The organism is Mycolicibacterium hippocampi, assembly GCF_010723735.1.
In the GTDB taxonomy this organism is placed as follows: Bacteria; Actinomycetota; Actinomycetes; order Mycobacteriales; family Mycobacteriaceae; genus Mycobacterium; species Mycobacterium hippocampi.
Genome location: NZ_BLLB01000002.1, coordinates 1,301,844 through 1,325,716, shown reverse-complemented (window position 1 = coordinate 1,325,716; position 23,873 = coordinate 1,301,844). Strand labels below are relative to the sequence as shown.

The 23,873-nt window shown below is 69.2% G+C and carries 17 protein-coding genes; 10 read left to right on the top strand and 7 right to left on the bottom strand.

Annotated features, from left to right (window positions below; all coding sequences use genetic code 11):
* Nucleotides 1-29: 29 nt before the first annotated feature.
* Together grpE and dnaK are read right to left on the bottom strand one after the other, a co-directional pair.
* Entirely contained in the window at nt 30-665 is a 636-nt protein-coding gene (grpE, locus tag G6N53_RS07390) for a nucleotide exchange factor GrpE (protein WP_163887884.1), read from the bottom strand.
* The gene (gene dnaK, locus G6N53_RS07385; protein WP_163887883.1) at nt 662-2,521 is read right to left on the bottom strand and encodes a molecular chaperone DnaK; all 1,860 of its coding nucleotides are present in this window, start codon (nt 2,519-2,521) and stop codon (nt 662-664) included. Before dnaK ends, grpE begins: the two co-directional genes overlap by 4 nt.
* A gap of 298 nt (nt 2,522-2,819) precedes the next feature.
* On the opposite strand from dnaK, the gene G6N53_RS07380 reads away from it, so the two are divergent.
* The 5 genes from G6N53_RS07380 (at nt 2,820) to G6N53_RS07360 (ending at nt 6,114) form a co-directional block, all read left to right on the top strand.
* Nucleotides 2,820-3,365 carry a hypothetical protein gene (locus tag G6N53_RS07380; protein WP_163887882.1) on the top strand — a complete coding sequence of 182 codons (546 nt, stop codon included), beginning with the start codon at nt 2,820-2,822 and terminating at the stop codon, nt 3,363-3,365.
* Nucleotides 3,366-3,514: 149 nt separating this feature from the next.
* Complete coding sequence (locus G6N53_RS07375; protein WP_163895590.1) at nt 3,515-4,138, top strand: TIGR03085 family metal-binding protein; 624 nt, start codon at nt 3,515-3,517, stop codon at nt 4,136-4,138.
* Nucleotides 4,139-4,163: 25 nt separating this feature from the next.
* Nucleotides 4,164-5,096 carry an LLM class F420-dependent oxidoreductase gene (locus G6N53_RS07370; protein ID WP_163895588.1) on the top strand — a complete coding sequence of 311 codons (933 nt, stop codon included), beginning with the start codon at nt 4,164-4,166 and terminating at the stop codon, nt 5,094-5,096.
* Between the two features lie 40 nt (nt 5,097-5,136).
* Nucleotides 5,137-5,598, top strand: coding sequence for a hypothetical protein (locus tag G6N53_RS07365; RefSeq protein WP_308206908.1), 462 nt, complete (start codon nt 5,137-5,139; stop codon nt 5,596-5,598).
* A 27-nt stretch (nt 5,599-5,625) separates the two neighbouring features.
* The gene (locus tag G6N53_RS07360; RefSeq protein WP_163887880.1) at nt 5,626-6,114 is read left to right on the top strand and encodes a hypothetical protein; all 489 of its coding nucleotides are present in this window, start codon (nt 5,626-5,628) and stop codon (nt 6,112-6,114) included.
* 27 nt (nt 6,115-6,141) lie between these two features.
* Here the strand turns inward: G6N53_RS07360 and G6N53_RS07355 are convergent, their stop codons facing one another.
* From G6N53_RS07355 to G6N53_RS07335, 5 genes are all read right to left on the bottom strand, one after another.
* A complete protein-coding gene (locus G6N53_RS07355) occupies nt 6,142-7,917 on the bottom strand; it encodes an Hsp70 family protein (protein ID WP_163887879.1) in 1,776 nt (591 codons plus the stop codon).
* 61 nt (nt 7,918-7,978) lie between these two features.
* Nucleotides 7,979-9,493: a dynamin family protein gene (locus G6N53_RS07350; RefSeq protein ID WP_163895586.1), complete on the bottom strand. Its 1,515-nt coding sequence runs from the start codon at nt 9,491-9,493 to the stop codon at nt 7,979-7,981.
* 33 nt (nt 9,494-9,526) lie between these two features.
* Entirely contained in the window at nt 9,527-11,368 is a 1,842-nt protein-coding gene (gene iniA, locus G6N53_RS07345) for an isoniazid-induced dynamin-like GTPase IniA (RefSeq protein WP_163887878.1), read from the bottom strand.
* Nucleotides 11,369-11,469: 101 nt separating this feature from the next.
* Complete coding sequence (locus G6N53_RS07340) at nt 11,470-12,531, bottom strand: IniB N-terminal domain-containing protein (RefSeq protein ID WP_163887877.1); 1,062 nt, start codon at nt 12,529-12,531, stop codon at nt 11,470-11,472.
* A 292-nt stretch (nt 12,532-12,823) separates the two neighbouring features.
* Nucleotides 12,824-13,357, bottom strand: a complete 534-nt coding sequence (locus G6N53_RS07335; RefSeq protein ID WP_163887876.1) for an Rv0340 family IniB-related protein — start codon at nt 13,355-13,357, stop codon at nt 12,824-12,826.
* 214 nt (nt 13,358-13,571) lie between these two features.
* On the opposite strand from G6N53_RS07335, the gene G6N53_RS07330 reads away from it, so the two are divergent.
* From G6N53_RS07330 to G6N53_RS07310, 5 genes are all read left to right on the top strand, one after another.
* On the top strand, nt 13,572-15,380 hold the full coding sequence (locus G6N53_RS07330) for an Hsp70 family protein (protein ID WP_163887875.1): 1,809 nt from the start codon (nt 13,572-13,574) through the stop codon (nt 15,378-15,380).
* 9 nt (nt 15,381-15,389) lie between these two features.
* Nucleotides 15,390-17,924, top strand: a complete 2,535-nt coding sequence (gene iniR, locus G6N53_RS07325; RefSeq protein ID WP_163887874.1) for an isoniazid response ATPase/transcriptional regulator IniR — start codon at nt 15,390-15,392, stop codon at nt 17,922-17,924.
* Between the two features lie 126 nt (nt 17,925-18,050).
* Nucleotides 18,051-21,269 carry a (Fe-S)-binding protein gene (locus G6N53_RS07320; RefSeq protein WP_163887873.1) on the top strand — a complete coding sequence of 1,073 codons (3,219 nt, stop codon included), beginning with the start codon at nt 18,051-18,053 and terminating at the stop codon, nt 21,267-21,269.
* Between the two features lie 51 nt (nt 21,270-21,320).
* A complete protein-coding gene (locus G6N53_RS07315; RefSeq protein WP_371870808.1) occupies nt 21,321-22,586 on the top strand; it encodes a pyridoxal phosphate-dependent aminotransferase in 1,266 nt (421 codons plus the stop codon).
* A gap of 33 nt (nt 22,587-22,619) precedes the next feature.
* Entirely contained in the window at nt 22,620-23,855 is a 1,236-nt protein-coding gene (locus tag G6N53_RS07310) for a YibE/F family protein (RefSeq protein ID WP_163887872.1), read from the top strand.
* Nucleotides 23,856-23,873: the final 18 nt, after the last annotated feature.

The following is a 23,873-nucleotide window of genomic DNA, read 5'->3' as shown; positions in this document are numbered from 1 at the left end:
TCCCGCTCGTTGTCGTAGATGGTCAACTCTTATGATTCTGAGGGTTGTTCCGCGCTCACGTCGGCATTACCGCCGTCCGCGGTCGCGTCGGGCACGGTGTCCACGACGCCCACCATGGCATGACGGACCACCTGGTCACCGACCTTGTACCCGCGCCGCATCACGGTCCCGACGACCGGATGCGTGCCCTCGCCTTCGTGCTGAACGGCTTCGTGCAACGCGGGATCGAACTCGTCACCCTCGCTGCCGAATCCCGAAAGGCCAAGCGCTTCAAGCGCTGTCGAGAGCTTGTCGGCAACAGAGCGCAGCGGTCCGGATTCCAGGTCACCATGGCTGCGGGCCCGGTCCAGGTCGTCGAGCACCGGCAACAGCTGGGTGATCACCGAGGCCTTGGCCCGGTCGGAGATCAACTGCTGATCACGCAGTGCCCGCTTGCGGTAATTCGCGAAATCCGCTTGCACGCGTTGCAGATCGTTCAGCAACTCGGCCGCCTTGCCGGCTTCCTCGACGGATTCGCCCGCGAACTCGTCCGGCGCCGGCCCCCCACTGGGGGCCGGCCCGGCGGCAGCGGTGTCCCGCACCTGACCCGTTTCCGGATCTATGCGCCGCTTGTCGGTGACGGTGATCGGTTCCTGTTCGGCGGAACGGTCTCGGTCGTCACTCACTTGCGCTCCTGATCGTCCTCAACAACCTCGGCGTCGACGACGTCGTCGTTGGAACCCTCGGCCCCGGCGGCGTCACCTCCACCTGCAGCCTGCTCGGCCTGGGTGGCCTCGTAGATCGCCTGGCCCAGGGCCTGGCTCTCCTCACCCAGCTTCTCCATCGCGGACTTGATCGCGCCGATGTCGGTGCCGCCCAGCGCCGCCTTGGCCTCGGCGATCGCGCCGTCGACCTTGGTCAACGTGTCCTCGGGGACCTTGGAACCGCCCTCGGCTTCGCGCTGCTCCTTGACGAACTTCTCCGTCTGGTACACCAGCGACTCGGCCTGGTTGCGGACGTCGGCCTCTTCGCGACGCGTGCGGTCCTCCTCGGCGTGCGCCTCGGCGTCCTTGATCATCCGGTCGATCTCCTCCTGGGACAGGCCGGAGCCCTCCTGGATGCGGATCGTGTTCTCCTTGCCGGTGCCCTTGTCCTTGGCGGTGACGTGCACGATGCCGTTGGCGTCGATGTCGAAGGTGACCTCGATCTGCGGCACGCCGCGGGGGGCCGGCGGGATACCGGTCAGCTCGAAGGAGCCGAGCAGCTTGTTGTGCGAGGCGATCTCACGTTCGCCCTGGAACACCTGGATCTGCACCGACGGCTGGTTGTCGTCGGCCGTGGTGAACGTCTCCGACCGTTTGGTCGGGATCGTGGTGTTGCGCTCGATCAGCTTGGTCATCACACCGCCCTTGGTCTCGATACCGAGAGACAGCGGCGTGACGTCAAGCAGCAGAACGTCTTTCACCTCACCCTTGAGCACACCGGCCTGCAGGGCGGCGCCAACGGCGACGACCTCGTCCGGGTTGACGCCCTTGTTGGGTTCCTGGCCGCCGGTCATCTCCTTGACCAGCTCGGAGACCGCGGGCATCCGGGTGGACCCGCCGACGAGGACCACGTGGTCGATGTCACCGACGGCGATCCCAGCATCCTTGATGACCTGCTGGAACGGCTTGCGAGTGCGATCGAGCAGATCCTGGGTGATGCGCTGGAACTCCGAGCGGGTCAGCTGCTCGTCGAGGAACAGCGGGTTCTTGTCCGCGTCAACCGTGATGTAGGGCAGGTTGATCGAGGTGGACTGACCCGAGCTCAGCTCGATCTTCGCCTTCTCGGCGGCTTCACGCAGCCGCTGCATCGCCATCTTGTCCTTGGTCAGGTCGATGCCACTGGTGCCCTTGAACTTGTCGACGAGCCATTCGACGATCCGGTCGTCCCAGTCGTCGCCACCGAGATGGTTGTCACCGGAGGTGGCGCGCACCTCGACCACACCCTCACCGATCTCGAGCAGGGACACGTCGAAGGTGCCACCGCCGAGGTCGAAGACCAGGATGGTCTGTTCCTTCTCGCCCTTGTCCAGGCCGTAGGCCAGCGCCGCCGCGGTCGGCTCGTTGACGATGCGCAGCACGTTCAGCCCGGCGATCTGGCCGGCTTCCTTCGTGGCCTGGCGCTGGGCGTCGTTGAAGTAGGCGGGCACCGTGATGACGGCGTCGGCGATGTCTTCACCGAGGTAGCTCTCGGCGTCGCGCTTGAGCTTCTGCAGGATGCGCGCGCTGATCTCCTGTGGTGTGTAGTTCTTGCCATCGATCTCCACGGACCATTCCGTGCCGATCTCCCGCTTGACCGACCGGATGGTCCGGTCGACGTTGGTCACCGCCTGGTTCTTGGCGGGCTGACCGACCAGCACCTCGCCGTTGCGCGCAAACGCGACGACCGAAGGGGTGGTCCGGGAGCCTTCGGAGTTGGCGACGACGACTGGGTCGCCACCTTCCAGAACTGCGACGACGGAGTTGGTGGTCCCGAGGTCGATACCGACCGCACGAGCCATAATTGCTGCCTCCTGAATAGACGTTTAGTTGATCCTCAGACGTGTGAGTGCACCGCGCTCAAGACTGCACCTGATGCCACCGTGGTGTCAACTCAGACTTGAGCCTGATTCACTCAACTATCGATATGGCCAACGGGCTGCCGGAGCGATTTGTTCCCGACGTTCCCCGGCTTGCGCGAAATAGCGTTCCTGGTCGCGATCTGCACCAACATCACAGCCTTGGCTTCACACTCGCGGCGCCCGACCACCCGCGCGTCACTTCCGTCACTCGCACCACATGCTGGGTACGCTGGCCGGAATGAAGACGCGGCTGGTGATCGCAAGCGTGCTTGCCTGCGCCGGCCTGCTCGCCGGCTGCCAGTCCAGCGTCGAGGGCACCGCCACCCGGCAACAGGACTCGTTCGCCGAGCCCGAATTTCCCACCCCGAGGCCGAGCCGCCCGACCGCGGCGCCGCCGTCCACCATGGATCCGCGCCCGACCCCGACCGCGCCGCGACCCCCCGGCGGGCAGGTGCTGCAACCCCGCAACGGGTACGTGTTCATCCAGACCAAGTCCGGCAAGACCCGGTGCCAACTCGACGAGCAGGAAGTGGGCTGCGAGGCAGCGTTCACCGATGCACCTGAGATCGAGGGCATGCCCGCGAACGGCGTGCGCCTCACCGCTGACGGACAGATCAGTTGGGTGCTGGGGAATCTGGGGGCCATTCCCGCCGAAACCCTGGACTACCGGACCTATTCGGCGGTGGGCTGGACCATCGACGCCAGTGTGGACGGTACCCGCTTCACCAACGACAGCACCGGACGGGGCATGGTCGTCAGCGTCGAAGGCGTCGAGGGTTTCTGACCCGCTGTCACGTGGCGGTCACCGGCGGCGACGTTTGACGCCTGCCCCGTCGTGGAACAGCACACCGGATGAGCGGATCCGCGACGGCTGGCATCAACATCGAACCGCCGGTGGGAGACTGGGGAGACGACGGAAGGGCAACCACTGACATGACCGTGGCACAGCAGGAACGGGCCGCCCTTGTTGCGACGTTCCGGGAGGTTCCGCCGGACGCGCCCACCTTGTGCGAGGGCTGGGACGCCCGCGATCTCGCCGCACACCTGGTAGTCCGCGAGCGCCGGTTGGACGCGGCACCGGGGATCCTGATCCCGGCGTTCGCCGGATACACCGAGCGGGTCCAGGGGCAGCTGGCGGCCTCCACGGACTGGGATGTGCTGGTGGGTCAGGTGGCCGAGGGGCCGCCGCTGTACTCGCCGTTCAAGCTGCTGGATCCGATCGCCAACGTGGCCGAGATGTTCATCCACCACGAGGACGTCCGGCGTGCCCGGCCGGACTGGGAACCCAGGGCGCTCGACGACAAGACGGTCGCGGCGCTACGCAGGCCGGTGGCGATGATGTCGCGGATGACGCTGCGCAAGGCGCCGGCCAAGGTCGTACTCCGCACCCCGCAAGGCGAGACGCTCGCCACCGCGGGCCAGGGCCCGCAGCTCACAGTCACCGGGGAACCCGGCGAGCTGCTGCTGTTCGCCGCGGGCCGCGACGAGGCCCGGGTCACGGTCGACGGAGCAGCCGACCTGGTCGAGCGGGTGAAACAGTCCCGCGGCGGGCTGTGAGCATAGGCTGAAACTCGTGGATGCAGTGGATTTCAGAATCTTCGTCGAACCTCAGCAGGGAGCCAGCTACGCCGACCAACTCGCGGTGGCTCTGATCGCGGAGAGCACGGGATATTCGGCGTTCTTCCGATCGGACCACTATGTCGCGATGGCCGGCGACGGGCTGCCGGGCCCGACCGACTCGTGGGTGACGCTGGCCGGCCTCGCGCGGGAGACCACCTCGATCCGGCTGGGCACCATGGTGACCTCGGCGACGTTCCGCCACCCCGGACCGCTGGCCATCTCGGTGGCCCAGGTCGACGAGATGTCGAACGGACGTGTCGAGTTCGGTATCGGCGCGGGGTGGTTCGAGGCCGAACACCTGGCCTACGCGATCCCTTTCCCGCCGCTGGGCGAGCGATTCGACAGGCTGACCGAGCAGCTCGAGATCCTCACCGGGCTGTGGACCACCCCGGTCGGTGAGACCTTCGACTACACCGGGACGCACTACAGCATCGCGCAATCCCCCGCACTGCCCAAACCTGCTCAACCGCCGCATCCGCCGATCATCATCGGCGGCGGTGGCGCCAAACGGACCCCCGCGCTGGCGGCGAAATACGCCGCCGAGTTCAACATCCCGTTCGTCCCGCTGGAGACGCTGACCACGCAATACGCCCGGGTGGCGGCGGCCGTCGAAAAGCAGGGACGGGAGAAGGACTCGCTGACCTACTCCGCGGCGTTCGTGGTGTGCGCGGGCCGCGACGACGACGACGTCTCCCGGCGCGCAGCGGCGATCGGCCGCGAGGTCGACGAGCTTCGCGCGAACTCGCCTGCAGTCGGGACCCCTTCGGAGATCGTCGACAAGTTGGGCCCCTTCATCGAGGCCGGTGTTGAGCGGGTCTACCTGCAGGTCCTGGACATGTCCGATCTCGACCACGTGGCGTTCTTCGCCGAGAGGGTGATTCCCCAGCTCCGCTGACCCAGCGACTGCCCGGTGTCCGCGGCTACTATCGGTGGCCGTGAGCAGCCGGGATCGAGACGAAGACGCCCATGGGGAGGCGCCGCCCGTTCCGTGGCACAACCGCACCTCCACCTTGCTCGGAGCCAGCGTGGCGGGTGTGGCCGCGATCGCTCTGCTGGTCGTGACGATCAGCTGGGGCACCCGCCAGTTCAACGAACCGCAGCAGGCGCCCATCAATTACATCGACTCACCGAGCTCGGCCACCGAATCTCGGTCGCCGACGCGCACCACGACCGGGACCATCACCAGCACCAGTCCGCCGATCACGACCGACATCAATCCCGACCTGACGCCGACGAGCACCGCGGACACCTCGGACACCTCGGAGTCGCCTCGCCGGAACCCGAACTACCGGCCCCCCAGGACACGCGAGGACGATGCGGACGACGATTCCACCTCGCGCACCACACGCAACCGACCGCGAACCAACGTGACACGCACGCTGAACCCGGTTCCGTAGCGGCCAGCCCGCCTACTATCGGGATTCGTGGCGCGCTACGGATCTCCCGACGACCCGAACAACTACTCGGACGACGAGCCGACCCAGCTCAGCGACTACGGCTCCTACGACGAACAGCCGCCCGAGGGACCGCCGTGGTACCGCAAGCCGGCGGCTCTGGTCGCGTTCGGAGCCATCGGCGCGGTGCTCGTCGCGCTGATCGTCTACGGGCTGGCCAAGGCCATCACCGGCGACTCGACCTCGGAGACGACCACGACGACATCCCTCACCCCGGTGACGTCGACGACCGCCCCGGCCGTGGTGCCCCCCGCGACGGTCACCGAGACCGCGACCCCGACGACGACCACCACTGAAGCCGCCCCGACCACCACCACGCCGCCGACGACCACCACCACCACCACGACGACGACGACGACACCGACAACGTCGGTCACCACGAGCACCAGTACCAGCACCGTCACCCAGACCGAAACCGAAACGGTCACGGAGCCTCCCCCACCGCCGGCAGAACCCTGATCGGTTCACGCCGGCCGGAAGACCGCCTCAGCAGACTGCGTCTGGCTCCGCGACGCACTCGGTGATCTCGCCCGTGGAGGGTTCCGGCGCGGCCGAGGGCTCCGCGGCCGAGGGCTCCGGGGACGACGTGGGTTCCGGGGACGACGTGGGCTCCGGAGACGACGTCGGCTCCGGGGTCGGCGAAGACGTCGGCGAAGACGTCGGCGAAGGTGTTGGCTCCGGTGTCGGTGTGGGGGTTGGTGTGGGCGTGGGCGTCGGTGTGGGCGTGGGCGTTGGTGTCGGCTCCGCCGTCGACGTCGGCGTGGGCGTGGGTGTCGGCTCCGCCGTGGTGGATGGCGCGGGGGCCGCAGGCGGAGGAGCAACCGGCGGTGGTGCCGCCTGCTTGGCGACGACCCGCCGCGGGGGTGGCGGAGCCTGCGGCGACACCTGTACGACACGCGGTGCGGGACCGTTGGCGACCACCGTCTCGGTCACCGGCGGCAGAGCAGGCAGCGCGGTCTCCGGGGCGGGTGCCCGCAGCGGCAGCGTGGCGACCGGTGTGGCGATCCCGGAGGCGCCGGCCGGGGACGTGTCGGCCTGACCGGTCTGCGTTGTCACCAGCAGACCCGTCACCGCCACCGCAGCCAGACACGCCGCACCGGCGAACAGCACGCCGGGCCGCCGGTACCAGGGCAGCGGCTCGAACTCCGGGACATCGACACCTCGGGGGTCGAAGTGGACGTCGGGGCGTGCGTCGGCCGACTCGTAGACGGGTTGGACGACCTCGGTCGCGCCGGGGTCGGTGGTCTCGGCCGACCACGCGAGCGGGACCGCTGCAGCCGCCACCGTCTCGTCCAATCCGGAGGCCGGGACCAGCGAGGTGCGCGCCTCGTGTTCGGCGCTGCGCAGGGCCAGCAGCTCCGCGCCGGCCGCGGCCGCTGCCTGCGCGTATGGCGTGGTGGTCACCGGAAGCCGGAGAGCCTCCGAAAGCCGTTGGGTGACAAGCGGAATGCGGGCGCCGCCGCCGACTGTGGCGATCGCTGCGAGCTGGGTCGCACCGACGCGGTGGCGCTGCAGCGTGTCGAGCAGCACCTGTATGAACCCGTCGAGCGGGGTCCGCATCACCGCCTCGAGTTCGGCCCGGGTCAGCCGGATCCTCGCCCCGGCACCGACCAGCCCGGTGGCGGTCTCGTCGGTCAGCCGTTCCTTCGCGGCGCGGCACTGCTCGCGCAGCTCGGTCAGCGACTCGACCGCCGACGTGCCTGCCGGGTCGACCTCCAGGTCGGCGAGCACCCGACCCAGCAAGGCCTGATCGAGGAGGTCACCGGAGAAGTCGTCGTGACGCACGGTCTGCCCGATCGGGGCGAAGCCGTTGCCGGCGTCGGCAAGCGTGATGCTGCTGCCCGTGGCGCCGAAATCGCACAGGGCCACCACGCCGCGGGTCGGCAGCCCGGGGTCGGACTGCAGCGCGGTGAGCGCCGCGACCGCGTCGGACACCACCCTCAGATGCGGAACGCGGGCGCGCAGCGCCGTCACCGCCTGCTCCGGCCAGTGCGCGGGCACCGCGACGGCCGCCACGTCCGGGCGCCGCTGCGGCCGGGCGACCCGCGTCAACGCCTCGATGGCGGTCGCGGTCAGCCGGTCGGCGTGATGCCCGGAACCGTCGGGCGCCACCAGCGGCACCGGGTCACCGACACGGTCGACGAATCCCGTCAGCGACACACCACCCGGCAGCGTCACGACCGCCGGCCGGAAGGTCGGCCGTCCGTCGGCGACCGCGACGAGGTTAGCTGCGCCCAACGAGACACCCAGAGAACTGCGCATACCTGTTAGTCGTTTCCGGGCATCGAAACGTTAGGCGTCACGCCTCACCCGCTCCGGGCCGCTACCTGCCGCGCGCGTAGTCGGCGACCAACGCCTCCGCGCTGCGCACTGCCGCCCGGCAGGCGCGTGCGGTGAACGGGTCGTTGAGCGGGTGATCGGCCCGGCGCCGCCAGCGCTGAGCTGCGGCGAAGGCGGCGCGGGGCCCGTCGTCGGGGGCGTCGGGCTGCAGTCCCAGCCGGCTGGCGGCGTCGGTGCCGGAGCCGCCGATCAAGCGGCGCAACGATGCCATCTCATCGGCGTTGAGGGTGGTCGGCCGGGATCGCAGCTGGCTGATCAGCCGCAGTTCCTCGAACGCGTGGGTGTCGGCCAGCAGCGGCTCGATGTCGGCGAGGATGTGGGGTGTCGCGTACACCGGATTCAGTTGCACGAACTGCCGCAGCGACAACAGCGCGGTATGCGCCTTGAGCAGATCGGAGCGCTGCGCGAACTGCTGGTCGATCACCTCACGCAGCGCCACCAGGCCGCTGCGTTCGAGCAGTTCGTCGGCCAGCGCCACCGAGTCGCTCACCCCGGCGCGCAGCACCGCGATCGAGATCCGGATCCCGAACATCCCGAACCGGTCCAGCAGCGCCGCGCGGGTGGCGGCATCAACAGGCAGCGCCGGGCTTTCACCGTCGTCCTCGCGCACGAAGCGGTCAACCGACAGCATCGCCTTGGCCAGCGCGGCGGGTTCCACCCCGGCGAGCTTCTCCAGCGCCACGAACTCGCTCTGCCGCAGCGTGCGGGCGGTCAGCGCCAACAGGCCGGACACCGGCACGACGGCCTGGCAGATGCCGGTGCGGTCCATCTCGGCGGTGAACCGCTGCGCGACGTCCTTGGCCGACATCATCGCGTCGATGCGTCCCGCGCCGATCTCGTCGGCGCGGGAGGCCACCCCGATCACCCCGAGCGCTCCGGACGAGCCGCCGACCAGCTGACCGATCTGCTTGAGCAGCGCGATGTCGGCGGCGTTGAGCGTGCGCAGCAGGAACACCACGGCGTCGACCCGGGGCACGCCGTCGTCGGGCACCAGCAGCCGCAGCGTGCGGGCGGAGACGTCCCGGGACAGCGACGAGGTTCCGGGCGTGTCGATGATCGTCGCGTCGATCAGTTCGGCTGCCGGCCATTCCACGTCGAGATCGACGACGTCGTCGGGGTCGACCATCGCGAAGTCGAACGTCAGGCCCCTGTCCTGCGCGGGACCGTCCGACCGCCGGGTGATCGGCACGTTGGAACGTCGTCCCCCGCGGTGGTTGGCGGTCACCTTCGGTGTGGGGCCGTGATGGAACCAGGTGACGATGCGCGTCGCCTCGGTCGCGTCGGTGGGCGCGATATCGTCTCCGACCAGGGCGTTCACCAGCGTCGACTTACCGGCCTTGAGCGTGCCGGCCAACGCGATGCGCATGGGCTGGTTGAGCCGGTGGCCGATGCGCTCGAGTTCGTGGTGCACGTCCGGACGCCGGCGGTAGGCGGGATCGGCCCGGTAGGCCGTGATGGTGCCACCCAGGATCGCCCGCACTTGGTCGCTTGTGCTCAGGGTTCGCCCAGTCCCGTCCCGATCGCCCGACTACTAACCCTTCGAGCTTAGTGACCCCGCCGGCGTGGCGAGCTTGTCGGCGTGATCGAGGACCTGCCGCAGGATGTTGAGCTGGCGCTCGAGTTCCTTGACCCGGGTGTTGCGCTCGGCCTCCTCCATCTTGACCGCCGCCAGGGTGGCCTGCAGCGACTCGTTGAGCGAGCGGGTGGTCTGGTTCGCGATCTCGCGGTAGTGGTCGCGCAACTGCCGCTGGATGCCCTTGAGCCGGTCCCGGGACTCCTTGCTCACCACGAACGCCACATCGTCGACGAAGCGGCGGACGTTCATCTTGGCGTCGCTGCGGATCCGCAGCATCCGGTTGTCCATCTCCTCCTTGTAGGCCTTGCGCCCGATCAGCGCTCCGGCCCCCAGCGACAGCGGATTGAACATCCCCAGGCCTGCCACCGACGTCAGCATGCCGAACATCAACACCCCGCCGAAGGAACCCCGCATACCCGAGACCATCCGGTCGCCGACGCGGATCGGTTTGGCCTCCAGCGACGCCAGCGACTTGAACTCGTCCATCCCGGCGCCCATGTCGCGGGCGTCGATCGCCGGCATCCGCACGGCGTTCAGCCCAGCTTCGGTGAACGTCCTCGCGACCTCGGCGGCCAGGACCTCGGCCCGCTGGTAGGCCCACACGAAGTTGTCGCCGACCGCGGTGGCGACCGCGTCCTCCAGCTCGGCGCCGATCTCGGCCCAGTGCTGGGTCGGGTCGCAGGAGTCGATCGCGTTCTCGGTGTACTGGGTGATGTTGCGGAACCGGTGACGCAGGTCGTGGTCGACGTCGGCGGTCAGGTCCGAGATGCCGTCGTTGAGGATCTGCTGCCACAACGCGGTCTGCTGCAGTGCGTCCTGCGCCTCCTGCTTGCGACGCTCCAGGTCGGCGGTCAGACCGTCGCGCGCCTGCGGGTCGGCCAGCGCCGAGAGTTCGGCCTCCAGAGCCAGTTTCAGATGCTCGGCGGTTGCCCGGACCTCCGCGGTCACCTGTTGGCGCACCCGGTCGTTGTGGCGGGCCAGCACGTCCTCGGACAGGAACTTCACGATCGCCGGGAAGTTCGACTCCTCGTTGAGTTCCTTGTCGTTGAGCTTCACGGCGTGGCTGCGCAGCGTCGCCGACGCCGGGATCATCGGTGTGGTGACACCGGCGCGGCGCAAGTGGGCAGCATTGACGTCGACCACCTGCCGCCAGTGCGGGTACAGGTCGGTCTTGCTCGCGACGATCGCGGCGACCGGGCAGATCTCGAGCGCCTGCCGGATGAACGTCATCTCGGGTTCGGTGAACTCCTGGCTGGTGTCGCTGAGCATCAGCATCGCGTCGGCGTCGGGCAACAGGCCCAGCGTCGACGACAGGTGCGGCTGGCCGTGGCCGCCGACACCCGGGGTGTCGATGAACGCCAGGCCCCCCTTGAGCAGCGGGCTGGGGGCGGTCACCTCGACGCGCAGCACCTCACGGCCGGCGGCCTGCGGGGCGCGGCGCAGGTCGTTGCCCAGGTCGCTGGTGGGGATCTCGACGAGTTCGGGCTCCGCCCCCTCGGGCCGCGCCACCACCAGGCGCGCTGACGCCTGCTCGCCGTAGGACACCACGGTGGCCAGCACCGTGGACTCGTCGTCACCGACCCGGGCGACCGGCATGTTCAGCAGGGAGTTCAGCAGCTGGCTCTTGCCCTGCTTGAGCTGGCCGGCGATCACCACCCGGATCTGCGGGTCGCTGATCCGCCGCTTGGCCCACGCCAGCCGGGACACCAGATCGCCACGCTCGTTGGTGTCGGCGATCTTGCTGGTGTGGTCGATGAGCTCGATGATCACCGTGTGTGGGTCTTTGGCCTGGGTCATGGTGCCCCTCTACGTCCGACGGCGACTGTTCAACGTTAGGCGCGCGGAACTGGCGGGGACCATCACGGTCCCCGCCAGTTGCGCTACCCGGTCACGGTGACTCAGAACGCATCCAGTGACGTGTCGGTGCTGTTGTTGGACGCGACGTCGGTGTCGAAGCCGGTGTTGTTGTCCGAGAACAGGTCGGTCTCGGTGTCGTTGCCCGAGAACAGATCGGTGTCGGTCTCGTTGCCCGACCCGATGTTGGACTCGAAGTTCGAGGAGTTGTCCTCGACCGAGCTCTCCGTCGACGTCGTCGTCTCCGTCTCCACCGAGGTGTTGACCGAGTTGTCCTCGGTGTTGTCGCTGCCGTAGTCGCCGTCGATCTGGGTGCCGGTGTTGACGTCGTTGTCGGTGATGATGATCCCGCCACCGCTTCCTCCGTCGCCGCCGGACGCGTTGCCGCTGCCGATGCCGATCAGGCTGTCACCGCCGGCTGCGCCACCACCGTTGCCTCCGCTGGTGTCGACGTCGTTGAGGACCGGGGCGTCGTTGTCGGCGATGAGGTCGCCGCCGGCGGTCTGCGAATTGTCCTCGACCTCGTTGTCCTTGCCCACCACGACGTTGGAGCCGGAGCCGGCGAGGATGTCGCCGTTGTTCATGGTGTTGCCGTCGCCGAGCGCGGCGCCGTCTCCGCTGACGATGTCGCCGTCGTTGTCACCGCCGACCACAACGCCACCGTCGGTGGCGGTGTTGCTGGTCTTGTCGCCGAGGGTGATGTCACCGAAGCCCAGGTTGAACGCGCCGTTCTGGGCGTTGGCGCCCGCGGCCTGGTCGGGGCTGGCCACGGGGACGTTGTTGCCACTCAGCAGGTCGGTGTTGTTGCGGCTGCCCAGTTCGGTGTTCGTGTCCGGCGCGAACGTGGTCTGCGGCGAGAACGGCGAGGCGAAGCTGGTGTTGAGGTTGTGATGGTCGGTCACCGCGCGCTGCAGGCCCATCACCGGGTCGCCGCCGCCGAACATGTAGCCGGCCGGCGCCGCGGTCGCGGCGACCGACGCGAGCTGGGCCGCGGTCACGTTGGGCAGGCCGGCGTCACGCAACGCGCCGTCAGGGTCGATGACAAAAGACGTCGCTGCGGCGGGGCTGCGGAACAGGTCGAGGATGAAGTCGATGAGGGTTGTCATTGAACTGCCTTTCTGTTCTTCCCGGGTCCTACCGTGTTCCTCGGGGAGGTTGGCTCGCCGGGCTTCCCGGCGATCTGGAGACCACGTTATGGACTTCCGAACCCGCGGCAAACGGGGTCGGGACCCCTCTCTGGCCCCGCCTACCTAGGGATATTCAGCGACCCCCATTAGGGGATTAGGGGGACTCTACGGGGCAATCGGGACGCTGCGGGGGATGGACCCGTTTCCGCACGTCAAACGACAAAACCGCGCGGCCCGGATGGGCCGCGCGGTGTGCTGGGGGTCGGTTCGATCAGCTGAAGATGTCGAATCCCGGGCCGGGGTCGTCACCCCCGGGCTGGGTGTCGACGACCGGCTGCACCCACTCGTCGGTGAGACCAGCGCCGTCGACCACACCCTCCTCGAACACAGGGTCGTCGAGCTGCAGCGATGCCGCGTCGTCGGCCGGGCCGCCTGCCGACGACGGTTCCAGGACCGAGCCGCCGTCCTCGACGGTGTCGGACACCACGGTGTCGGTAACCACCAGGGGGGCGTCGATCACCCCCGGCGTGACCGTCGGATCGGAGAAGGCGTCGAAAGCGGCGGTGGCCGCGCCGCTGGCCCACACATTGCCCGCCGCCTCCACACCGACGGCGTCCAAACCGGCCGATGGCGCACCCATCGACAGTGACTCCGCGACCACCGGGATCAAATTGCTGACGTCAGCGCTGGTCACATCGGTCAGGTGCGCGTCGGCGAGGGCTTGCGCGGGATCAGCGGCGTAGCGTGCCGCAGCGTCGGGATCGCGCACCAGCGACATCACGAAGTCGAGTAGCGAGTTCGCCACGACCACACCTTTCATTTTGGATCTCCGCTGTTGCCAGCTGCCTGACACGATGCTAGCCACGTCCACTGCTCACGGGATCGGTGCGGAACCCAGCCCTGAGCCGACGCCATTAGGGGATCGCCCATTAGGGGAATCGCGCCACTAGGGGAAATCCGCCGACCCTGGTGGGCGAGCCGTTAAGGTGGTGACCGGCCCAGACAGGAGAGACGCCACGATGACTGAACCACTGGGGTTGTCGATCGGGATGACCAACCTGGTCGCGGCCCGCGTCGGCCGCCCGCCGGTGATGCGGCGATCGATCCTCACCCTCTTCGACGACCGTGCGCCCGAGGTCGGGGTGCCCACCGGGCCGGGCGTTGTCCTCAACGGCTTCGTCGACCGCGTCGGCGACCCTGTGCCGCTGGTCGCCGCGGACGGCTCGGCGCACCGCGGTGAGACCGTGCTGGCCGAGGCGCTCGAGGCAATGGCGCGCACCGTCGACGGCGGTTCGCCGGTCGCGATCGCGGTTCCCGCCCACTGGGGTCCCGGAACCGTGGGCGCACTCCGCGGAGCGCTGCGCGCGAAGCCGAGCTTGGCACCCGACGGTGTGCCTGCCGCGCTGATCCCCGATTCGACGGCCGCGCTGGCGGCGCTGCAGGCCGCGCCGGGCTTGCCCGACCGGGGCGTCGTCGTGCTGGTCGACCTCGGCGGCAGCGGATCCAGCATCACGTTGGCCGACGCCGGGGCGAACCTCGACGCCATCGGACAGACCGTCCGCTACCCGGAACTCTCGGGCGACGGCATGGACCAGGCGCTGCTGAACCATGTCCTGGCAGGGATCGCCGACGCGAACAATGCCGATCCCGCAGGGACCGCCGCGGTCGGGGCGCTCTCCCTGCTGCGCGACGAGTGCCGCAAGGCCAAGGAACGCCTCTCCGCCGAGACCGCCACCGTGGTGCCGGCCGACCTCCCCGGATTCCGCTCCGACCTGCGGGTCACCCGGCCCGAGTTCGAGCAGGTGATCGCCGAACCACTCGGCGGGCTGCTGAACTCGGTTGAAGATACGTTGCAGCGCAACCAGATTCAGCTCGCCGATGTGTCGGCGGTGGCCACCGTGGGCGGCGGCGCCGCCATCCCGCTGGTGACTCAGCGGCTGTCCGAGCACCTACGCGCCCCCGTCGTCACCACCCCGGAGTCACAGCTCAACATCGCCGCCGGTGCGGCGCTGGTCGCGAACCGGAGCCTGGAGGCCGACGCACCGACCGGCCTGGCTTCGGCCGCCGACGTTCCGACGGCCATGGGACCGGCGGCATGGGCGGCCGGTGCGGCCGGGCTGGCGGCAGGACAAGCGGCCGACGACGGCGCCGCATCGGCGACCTTCCGCGCGCTGGCGTGGTCGCAGGACGACGAATCGGCCGGGGATCCGCTGCCCTACACCGGCGACGATTACGCCACTTCGGCGGCGTACGGCGACGCGGGCGCGACCGGCGCACGGCCACCGGTGGCGTTCGGCCCCGGCGACGGATACGACCCCGATCTGGGCGACGAGCCGCCACCGTTGCCCTGGTACAAGCGTCCGCCGGTGTTGTTCGGTGCGGCGGCCGCGGCGGCGCTGCTCGCACTCGGCGGTCTCGCCGTGACGTTGACCAGCTCGACCGGTGAACCGGCCCCGGTCACCGAGACCGCCACGCCGGGCCCTGGCGAACCTGCTGCGCCGGTGACCCCCGACCCGGTCACCACCGTGACCGTCGGACCCGATGGTCAGGCGACCACCACGGTCAGCCAGCCGCCACCGGTGACACCGACGACCACGACCACCACGACGGCCCCCACCACGACCACACAGCCGACCACGACCACCACGACGACGACCACGACGGCCCCCACCACCACGACGACGACGCGGACCACGACGACCCGTCCGACGACGACGCAGCCGACCACCACGGCACCACCGCCGACGACGACCGAGCCCCCGCCGACCACGGTGGACCCGCCGGATCCGGTCACCACGACGGTCATCGTTCCCGACGACGGTGCGTGATCTGCGCCGATGACGAGTCCGGCGCCGCGTCGGCCGGCTGATCTCCCCCCGGCTTCCCGTGAGGCCGTCGCAGCCGTCGACGCCGACCCGCGATCTCCCACCAAGTTGCTCGTGACCGGTGGTGTCGGCACCGGGAAGTCGACGGTGATGGCGGCGGTGCGCGGGTCACTGCGGGCGTCTGGCCGCCCGGTGTTGTCCCGGCCGCTGCGGCTCGACGACGCGGCGGATTCCGCGGTCGTCATCGACGATGCGCACCTGCTCGGCGCCGACGACCTCGACCGGCTCACCGAGCTGGTCGCCGACCCCGCCACGACGGTGGTGGTCGCTGCCGAACCGCTCGCTCACCATCCGGCGCTGCGCAGCCTCATGACGGCGCTCGAACGGGAGAATCCCGCTGTCGCCCTCGGACCGCTGTCGCCGGCCGAGTTGGGCCGAAGCGCCGCGTCGATTCTCGGCGCCCCGCCCGCGGTGGAACTGGTCCGCGCCGTCATGTCGGCGACGGCCGGGCTGCCGTTTCTTCTCGGTCCCGCGCTCGCCTCAGCCGCCGACGGCGCCCCCGCCGTGCGGCAGGCCGCCCGCTTCGCGCTGATCGAACGGCTCCGCCGCCTCGACGAACGCCTGCTCGACACGCTGCTCGTGTCGTCGCTGAGCTTCGACCTCGGACCCGACGACGTCGCCGCCGCGCTGCGGATGCCATCGGACGCAGCACTGACGGCGGTGGACCGGGCCCGCGCCACCGGGTTGCTCGAACCGTCACACCATCCGGGGTTCCTGCGGACGCTGCACGACGGCATCGCCCAGATCGTCGGCGCGGCAAGGCATCACGATATCGAGGTGTCGGTGCTGTGCTCGCAGCTCGAGTTGTCGACCTTGACCGCCGAGCTGGCGTTGCGGATCGCCGAGCACGGGGTTCGCGACGAGCGGTTGGCCACCGCGCTGACCGACCTCGCCGCGCGGAGCCCCGGAAACCCGGCACGCGCCGCACAGCTGTACCGGGCAGCCGCCGACGCCGGGGCCACTGCGCTCAGCGCCCGCCTCGCCGACGCGCTTGCCCTCACCGGGGACTGCGTGACGGCGGGTCGGCTGGCCGACGAGCTGTTCGACTCGCCGGATCTGGGCGATCGGGCCGCCGCGGTGCGGATCGCGGCAAGCATTGCGCTGCACGACGGCAGCGCCGCGCAAGCCAACGACCTGTTCCGCTGGCTCGGACCTGCTCCGGATGCCGTCGTCGGCGCGGCGGCGACCATCGCGGCGTTGGCCGCCGGCGACGCGACCGCGGCCAGGGCGGTCGCGGAGACGCCGACCTCCGGTCCCCCGACGTCCACGGCACGGGCCGCACGCAGTATCACCGACGGTCTGGTCATGACACTCGATCAGCCCTACCCCGTCGCGGTGGCACGGTTGAGCCAGGCGATCGACGCCGACTACGGCGCATCCGGGGGCCAGACCCACGTCGTCCCCGACACCCCGGCCGCCCTCGTCACGCTCGCTGCGCTGCACGGCGGCGACCCGGTGCGCGCCCGCAGCGTGATCACCCGCGCCGTCCGCCACTCCCACGCCGGCGACCACCCCGGCCACACCGATGCGATTTTTGTCACACACCGGCACCGGCTGCTGCTGGGCTGGGCGCAAATGCAGGACGGACAGCTCCAGGCCGCCGCTGCCGCAGTTCCGACCACCGAGTACTCGACACTGCACCGGCGGGATGCCCTGTGGGCGAGCGCGCTGCAGACCGCCATCGCCCGGCGAAGCGGTGACAGCGGCGCCATGCAGAAGCACTGGTATTCGGCGATGGAGGTGCTGGCCGAGTACTCGGCCGACGTGTTCGCGTTGCTGCCGCTGGGTGAACTGTGGGTCGCGGCCGCCCGGATGCGGCAGGTCGACCAGCTGCAGCACACCCTGGACGAAGCTTTTGCACTGCTCGCCGCGATGGGTGATCCGGTGCTGTGGTCGGTGCCGCTGCACTGGGCCGGGGTTCACGCCGGCATCCTCGCCAACTCGCCGGACGCCGTCGCCCCGCACGGCCAGGCGTTGACGGCCGCCGCACCGCACACCTATTTCGCCAAGGCGCTGGCCACCGCCGGTCGGACCTGGCTACGCGTGCTGGCCAACCAGGTCGAGGCCGACGAGGTGAGCGCCGCCGCACGCGCGCTGGCTCAGTTCGGTCATACCTGGGACGCGACCCGGCTGGTGAGTCAGGCCGCACTGCAGACCACCGATCCGCGGGTGTCGCAGACGATGCTGCAGCTGGCTCGTGATCTGAAGCAGACGGTCGCGAGCCCGGAACCGGCAGCCGACGACCGCGGCGCGCCCCCGGTTGCCGGGCCGGCGCGTGCGGCGGCCCACCTGTCGGACCGGGAACGCGAGGTCGCCGAGCTGTTGCTCAACGGCATGCCCTACCGCGATATCGGCGCGCAGCTGTTCATCTCCGCGAAGACCGTCGAACATCACGTCGCCCGCATCCGTCGGAGGCTCGGCGCGGAGTCCCGCTCGGAGATGCTGTCGATGCTGCGCGCGTTGTTGGACTCCCCCGCGCCGGAGTGAGTTAGGACAGCCTTCGTAGCGCCCTTTCCCGGCAGGATGTAACTATGAGCAGGCACCGAGCAAAAGTTACTCGTCGGTAACCTGGACTAAGTTACCTGTCAGTAACCTCATCACCGGAGGACGCGCGTGGAAACGCAGATGCTGATAAGGATCGTGGCCGGGGTCCTGATGATCGCCGTCATCGGTGTGTTCGCCGCCAAGCGGGTGCTGTGGTTGACGAAGCTGATCCGGTCCGGCCAGCCGATGAGCGAATCCAACAACCGCAAGGACCACCTGCAGAAGCGCATCACCACCCAGATCGAGGAGGTGTTCGGTCAGACCCGGTTGCTGAAGTGGAACACCGCCGGCACCGCGCACTTCTTCACGATGTGGGGCTTCTTCATCCTGCTGACCGTGTACATCGAAGCCTTCGGCCTGCTCGTCGACCACGACTTCCACATCCCGCTCATCGGCCGCTGGGACGCACTGGGCTTCCTGCAGGACTTCTTTGCCGTCGCGGTGCTGCTCGGCATCATCACGTTCGCGATCATCCGCATCGTCCGAGAGCCGAAGAAGCACGGCCGTGACTCCCGGTTCTACGGTTCGCACACCGGCGGCGCCTGGCTGATCCTGTTCATGATCTTCAATGTCATCTGGACCTATGCCCTGGTCCGCGGTGCCGCCGTCAACACCGATGTGCTGCCGTACGGCAACGGCGCATTCTTCTCGCAGCTGATGGGCTGGTTGATGGCGCCCCTCGGCTACACCGCCAACTCCTGGATCGAGACACTGGCGTTGCTGGCCCACATCGGTGTGGCCTTGGGCTTCGCCTTGATCGTGCTGCACTCCAAGCACCTGCACATCGGCCTGGCCCCGATCAACGTCACCTTCAAGCGGCTGCCGAACGGCATGGGCCCGCTGCTGCCGGTGGAGTCCAACGGAGAGATCGTCGACTTCGAGGATCCCGCCGAGGACGCGGTGCTGGGCCGCGGCAAGATCGAGGACTTCACCTGGAAGGGCTACCTCGACTTCACCACCTGCACCGAGTGCGGCCGCTGCCAGTCGCAGTGCCCGGCATGGAACACCGGTAAGCCGTTGTCGCCCAAGCTCGTGATCATGAACCTGCGCGACCACATGTTCGCCAAGGCACCGTATTTCCTCGACGGCAAGGAAAGCCCGCTGGAGAACACCCCGGAGGGTGGTCTCGGCGAGGAGTTGCGCGGCGAGAAGCACGATGAGAAGCATTCGCACGACCATGTTCCGGAGTCCGGCTTCGAGCGCATCCCTGCCGATTCTCCGCTGCAGGCGACCCGTCCGCTGGTCGGCACCCTCGAAGAGGGCGGCGTCATCGATCCCGATGTGCTGTGGTCGTGCACCACCTGCGGTGCCTGTGTCGAGCAGTGCCCGGTGGACATCGAGCACATCGACCACATCGTCGACATGCGCCGCTACCAGGTGATGATGGAGTCGGAGTTCCCCGGCGAACTCGGCGTGCTGTTCAAGAACCTGGAGACCAAGGGCAATCCGTGGGGCCAGAATGCCAAGGACCGCACCAACTGGATCGACGAGGTCGACTTCGACGTGCCGGTGTTCGGCAAGGACGTCGAATCGTTCGAGGGCTACGAGTACCTGTTCTGGGTGGGCTGCGCGGGCTCGTTCGAGGACCGCGCCAAGAAGACCACCAAGGCGGTCGCCGAGCTGCTCGCGACCGCCGGCGTGAAATATCTGGTACTCGGCGAAGGTGAGACCTGCAACGGCGACTCCGCCCGCCGCTCCGGCAACGAATTCCTGTTCCAGCAGCTCGCCGCGCAGAACGTGGAGACGCTCAACGGACTGTTCGAGGGCGTCGAGCGGGTGGACCGCAAGGTCGTGGTCACCTGCCCGCACTGTTTCAACACCCTCGGCCGGGAGTATCCGCAGCTCGGCGGCAACTACACGGTGCTGCACCACACCCAGCTGCTCAACCGGCTGGTCCGCGACAAGAAACTGGTCCCGGTCAAGTCCGTCGATGGTGACGGCGGCGGTGCCGACATCACCTATCACGACCCGTGCTACCTGGGCCGGCACAACAAGGAGTACTCGGCGCCGCGCGAGCTGATCGGGGCGTCGGGAGCGAAGCTGACCGAGATGCCGCGGCACGCCGACCGCGGGCTGTGCTGCGGTGCCGGCGGCGCGCGGATGTGGATGGAAGAACACATCGGCAAGCGCGTCAACCAGGAACGTGTGGAAGAGGCCATGGACACCGGCGCCTCTACCATCGCCACCGGGTGCCCGTTCTGCCGGGTGATGATCACCGACGGCGTCGACGACGTCGCGGCCAGCCGCGACGTGGAGAAGGCCGAGGTGCTCGACGTGGCCCAGCTGCTGCTGGGTTCGCTCGACAAGAGCGCGGTCGTGCTGCCCGAAAAGGGCACGGCGGCAAAGGAAGCCGAGGAGCGCGCGGCACGCGTGGCGGCGCAGGCTCCTGCCCCTGCCCCCGCCGAGGCCGAGGAGTCCGCGCCGGCAGAAGCCGAATCGTCGGCTCAGCCGACGGAAGCCAAGGCGGGCACAGCCACCAAAACCGAATCAAGCGAAACCAAGCCCGTCACCGGCCTCGGCATCGCGGGCGCGGCCAAGCGCCCCGGCGCCAAGAAAGCCACCGAACCGACCGGCAGTGCACCCGCCGCTGCGCCGAAGGGCCTCGGTATCGCCGGGGGCGCCAAGCGTCCCGGCGCCAAGAAGACCGCGGCAGCACCGGCCGCCGAGGGTGCTGCAGCTGACGCGCCGGCCAAGGCAGAGCCCGAGGTCAAGGGGCTCGGCATCGCCGGCGGCGCCAAGCGTCCCGGCGCCAAGAAGACCGCGGCAGCACCGGCCGCCGAGGCACCCACTGACGCCCCGACCGAGGCTGCGACCGAGGCTCCGGCCAAGCCCGAGCCCGAGGTCAAGGGGCTCGGCCTCGCCGCAGGAGCACGGCGGCCGGGCGCGAAGAAGGCCCCGGCGAAGAAGGTGGCGCCCAACGAAGGTGAGCCGACGGTCGTCCAGCCGCCGAACGTGGATCCGGACAAGGCCGAAGCAGGCACGGAAGCCCCGGACACCGCGGACTCCGATCGTGGCCTCGAGCCCAAACCCGAGCCCGCGGTCAAGGGTCTGGGTATCGCACCCGGTGCCCGCAGGCCGGGGGCCAAGAAGGCGCCCGCCGCGGCCCCCGAGGCTGCGCCCGAGCCCGAGCCGACGTCGGAACCCGAGCCCGAGCCTGCACCCGAGGCAGCTGAACCGGAACCGACACCACCGGCGTCCGGCAACGGCGAGGCCCGGGTCGTGGGCGACGAGCCGCCGGTGAAGGGCCTGGGCATCGCCAAGGGTGCCCGCCGCCCCGGCAAGAGGTAACCGGATCGGCGGATTCGATAATCGCTGGACGCCGGTGGGACACTGATCTTCGTGAGCACCCATCAGTTGCCGTGGCACGCAACCGGCCAGCACGGCCGGCCGCGCACGTTCACGCAGTCGAGCAAGCTGCAGGACGTCCTGTACGAGATCCGCGGACCGGTCCACGAGCATGCGTCGCGGCTGGAAGCCGAGGGCCACCGCATCCTGAAGCTCAACATCGGCAACCCCGCGCCGTTCGGCTTCGAGGCGCCCGACGTGATCATGCGCGACATCATCGCGGCGCTGCCGTATGCGCAGGGCTACTCGGACTCCAAGGGCATCGTCAGCGCCCGCCGCGCGGTGTTCACCCGCTACGAACTCGTCGACGGGTTCCCGCGGTTCGACATCGACGACGTGTATCTGGGCAACGGTGTCTCCGAACTGATCACGATGACGCTGCAGGCTCTGCTGGACAACGGCGACCAGGTGCTCATCCCGGCGCCGGACTACCCGCTGTGGACGGCATCGACGTCACTGGCCGGCGGCACCCCGGTGCACTACCTGTGTGACGAGACCCAGGGCTGGCAGCCCGACATCGCGGACCTGGAATCCAAGATCACCGAACGCACCAAGGCGATCGTGGTGATCAACCCGAACAACCCCACCGGCGCGGTGTACACCCGCGAAGTCCTCACCCAGATCGCGGACCTCGCCCGCAAGCACGAGCTGATGCTGCTCGCCGACGAGATCTACGACAAGATCCTCTACGACGACGCCGAGCACATCGCGCTCGCGACCGTCGCGCCCGATGTCCTCACACTGACGTTCAACGGGCTGTCCAAGGCCTACCGGGTGGCCGGCTACCGATCCGGCTGGCTGGTCCTCACCGGACCCAAGGAGCACGCCACCAGCTTCATCGAAGGCATCAGCCTGCTGGCCAACATGCGGCTGTGCCCGAACGTGCCTGCACAGCACGCGATTCAGGTGGCCCTCGGCGGGCACCAGAGCATCGAGGACCTGGTGCTGCCCGGCGGCCGGCTGCTGGAGCAGCGCGACGTGGCGTGGACCCGGCTCAACGAGATCCCCGGGGTGTCGTGCGTGAAACCCGAAGGCGCGCTGTACGCGTTCCCCCGGCTGGACCCCGAGGTCTACGACATCGCCGACGACGAGCAACTCGTGCTGGACCTGCTGCTGCAGGAGAAGATACTGGTCGCCCAGGGCACCGGTTTCAATTGGCCGACACCGGATCACCTGCGGATCGTGACGTTGCCGTGGGCGCGCGATCTGGCCAACGCCATCGAACGACTGGGCAACTTCCTGGTCAGCTACCGGCAGTGACGGCCTGACCGGCGGTACCCATACCCTGTCGGGGTGGCCCACTCACATTCGCACTCGCATTCGCTGAGCGGTCCGTCGCCGCTCGGGCCACTGGCCGCCAAGATCGTCGTCGGGTTGCTGATCGCCTGCGGTGTCGCGACGCTGGTCGGCGCGGCGCTGCTGTGGCCCAGCGGCCAGAAGGCCGACATCCCGCTGCCGTTCCAGAACGCTGCAGGCGGCGCGGTGACCACCGAGGCCGGGCACGTGCTGTCCAGCAGGTCCGGGGCCTGCGGGAGCCCGGCGGCAGGCGCGGTGCTCACCGCCGATCCCGTCCCCACCCAGCAGGATGGCGCGCCGTGCGTGCTGAACCTGGTGGCCATCGACTCCGGCCCCAACCAGGGCGCCAACACGCTGCTCGAGTTCAGCGGCGGGCCCGGCCAGCCCAGCCTCGCCGTCGGCGACGAGGTCCGCCTGAGCCGGACGGTCGACGAGGGCGGCGCAACCACGTACGCGTTCTACGACTTCGCGCGGTCGTGGCCGCTGGCGGCCTTGGCGGCGGTGTTCGCGGTGGTGATCGTCGCGGTGGCCCGCTGGCGCGGGCTGCGCGCCCTGGTCGGCATCGTCATCGCGTTCGGCGTGCTGGTGCTGTTCCTGCTCCCGGCACTTCGCGACGGCGCACCCGCCGTGCCGGTGGCGGTGGTCGCGTCCGCCGCGATCCTGTATGCGGTCATCTACCTCGCCCACGGGGTGAGCCTGCGGACCAGTGCCGCCCTGCTGGGAACGTTGGCCTCGCTGTTGCTGGCGGCGTTCCTGTCCTGGGGGGCAATAGAGTTCGCCCATCTCACCGGGCTGTCCGAAGACCAGAACAACGAGGTGGCCGCCTACCTGGGCAACGTGTCGATCACCGGTCTGCTGCTGGCCGGGTTCATCATCGGCTCGCTCGGTGTGCTCAATGACGTCACCGTGACCCAGGCTTCGACCGCGTTCGAGTTGGCCGCGGTCGGTGACGGCGCGTCCCGGCGGGACGTGTTCGTGGGGGCGATGCGGGTGGGTCGCGACCACATCGCCAGCACCGTCTACACGCTGGTGCTGGCGTACGCGGGTAGTGCGCTGCCGCTGCTGTTGCTGTTCAGCGTCGCCAACCGGTCGCTGGGCGACGTGTTGACCAGCGAGAGCGTGGCGATCGAGATCGCCCGGTCCGCGGTGGGCGGAATCGCGCTGGCGCTGTCGGTGCCTTTGACCACCGGTATCGCTGCGCTGCTGGCAACGCCGAATCGGGCGACTCACTGAGCACCCGGGTTTGGTGGT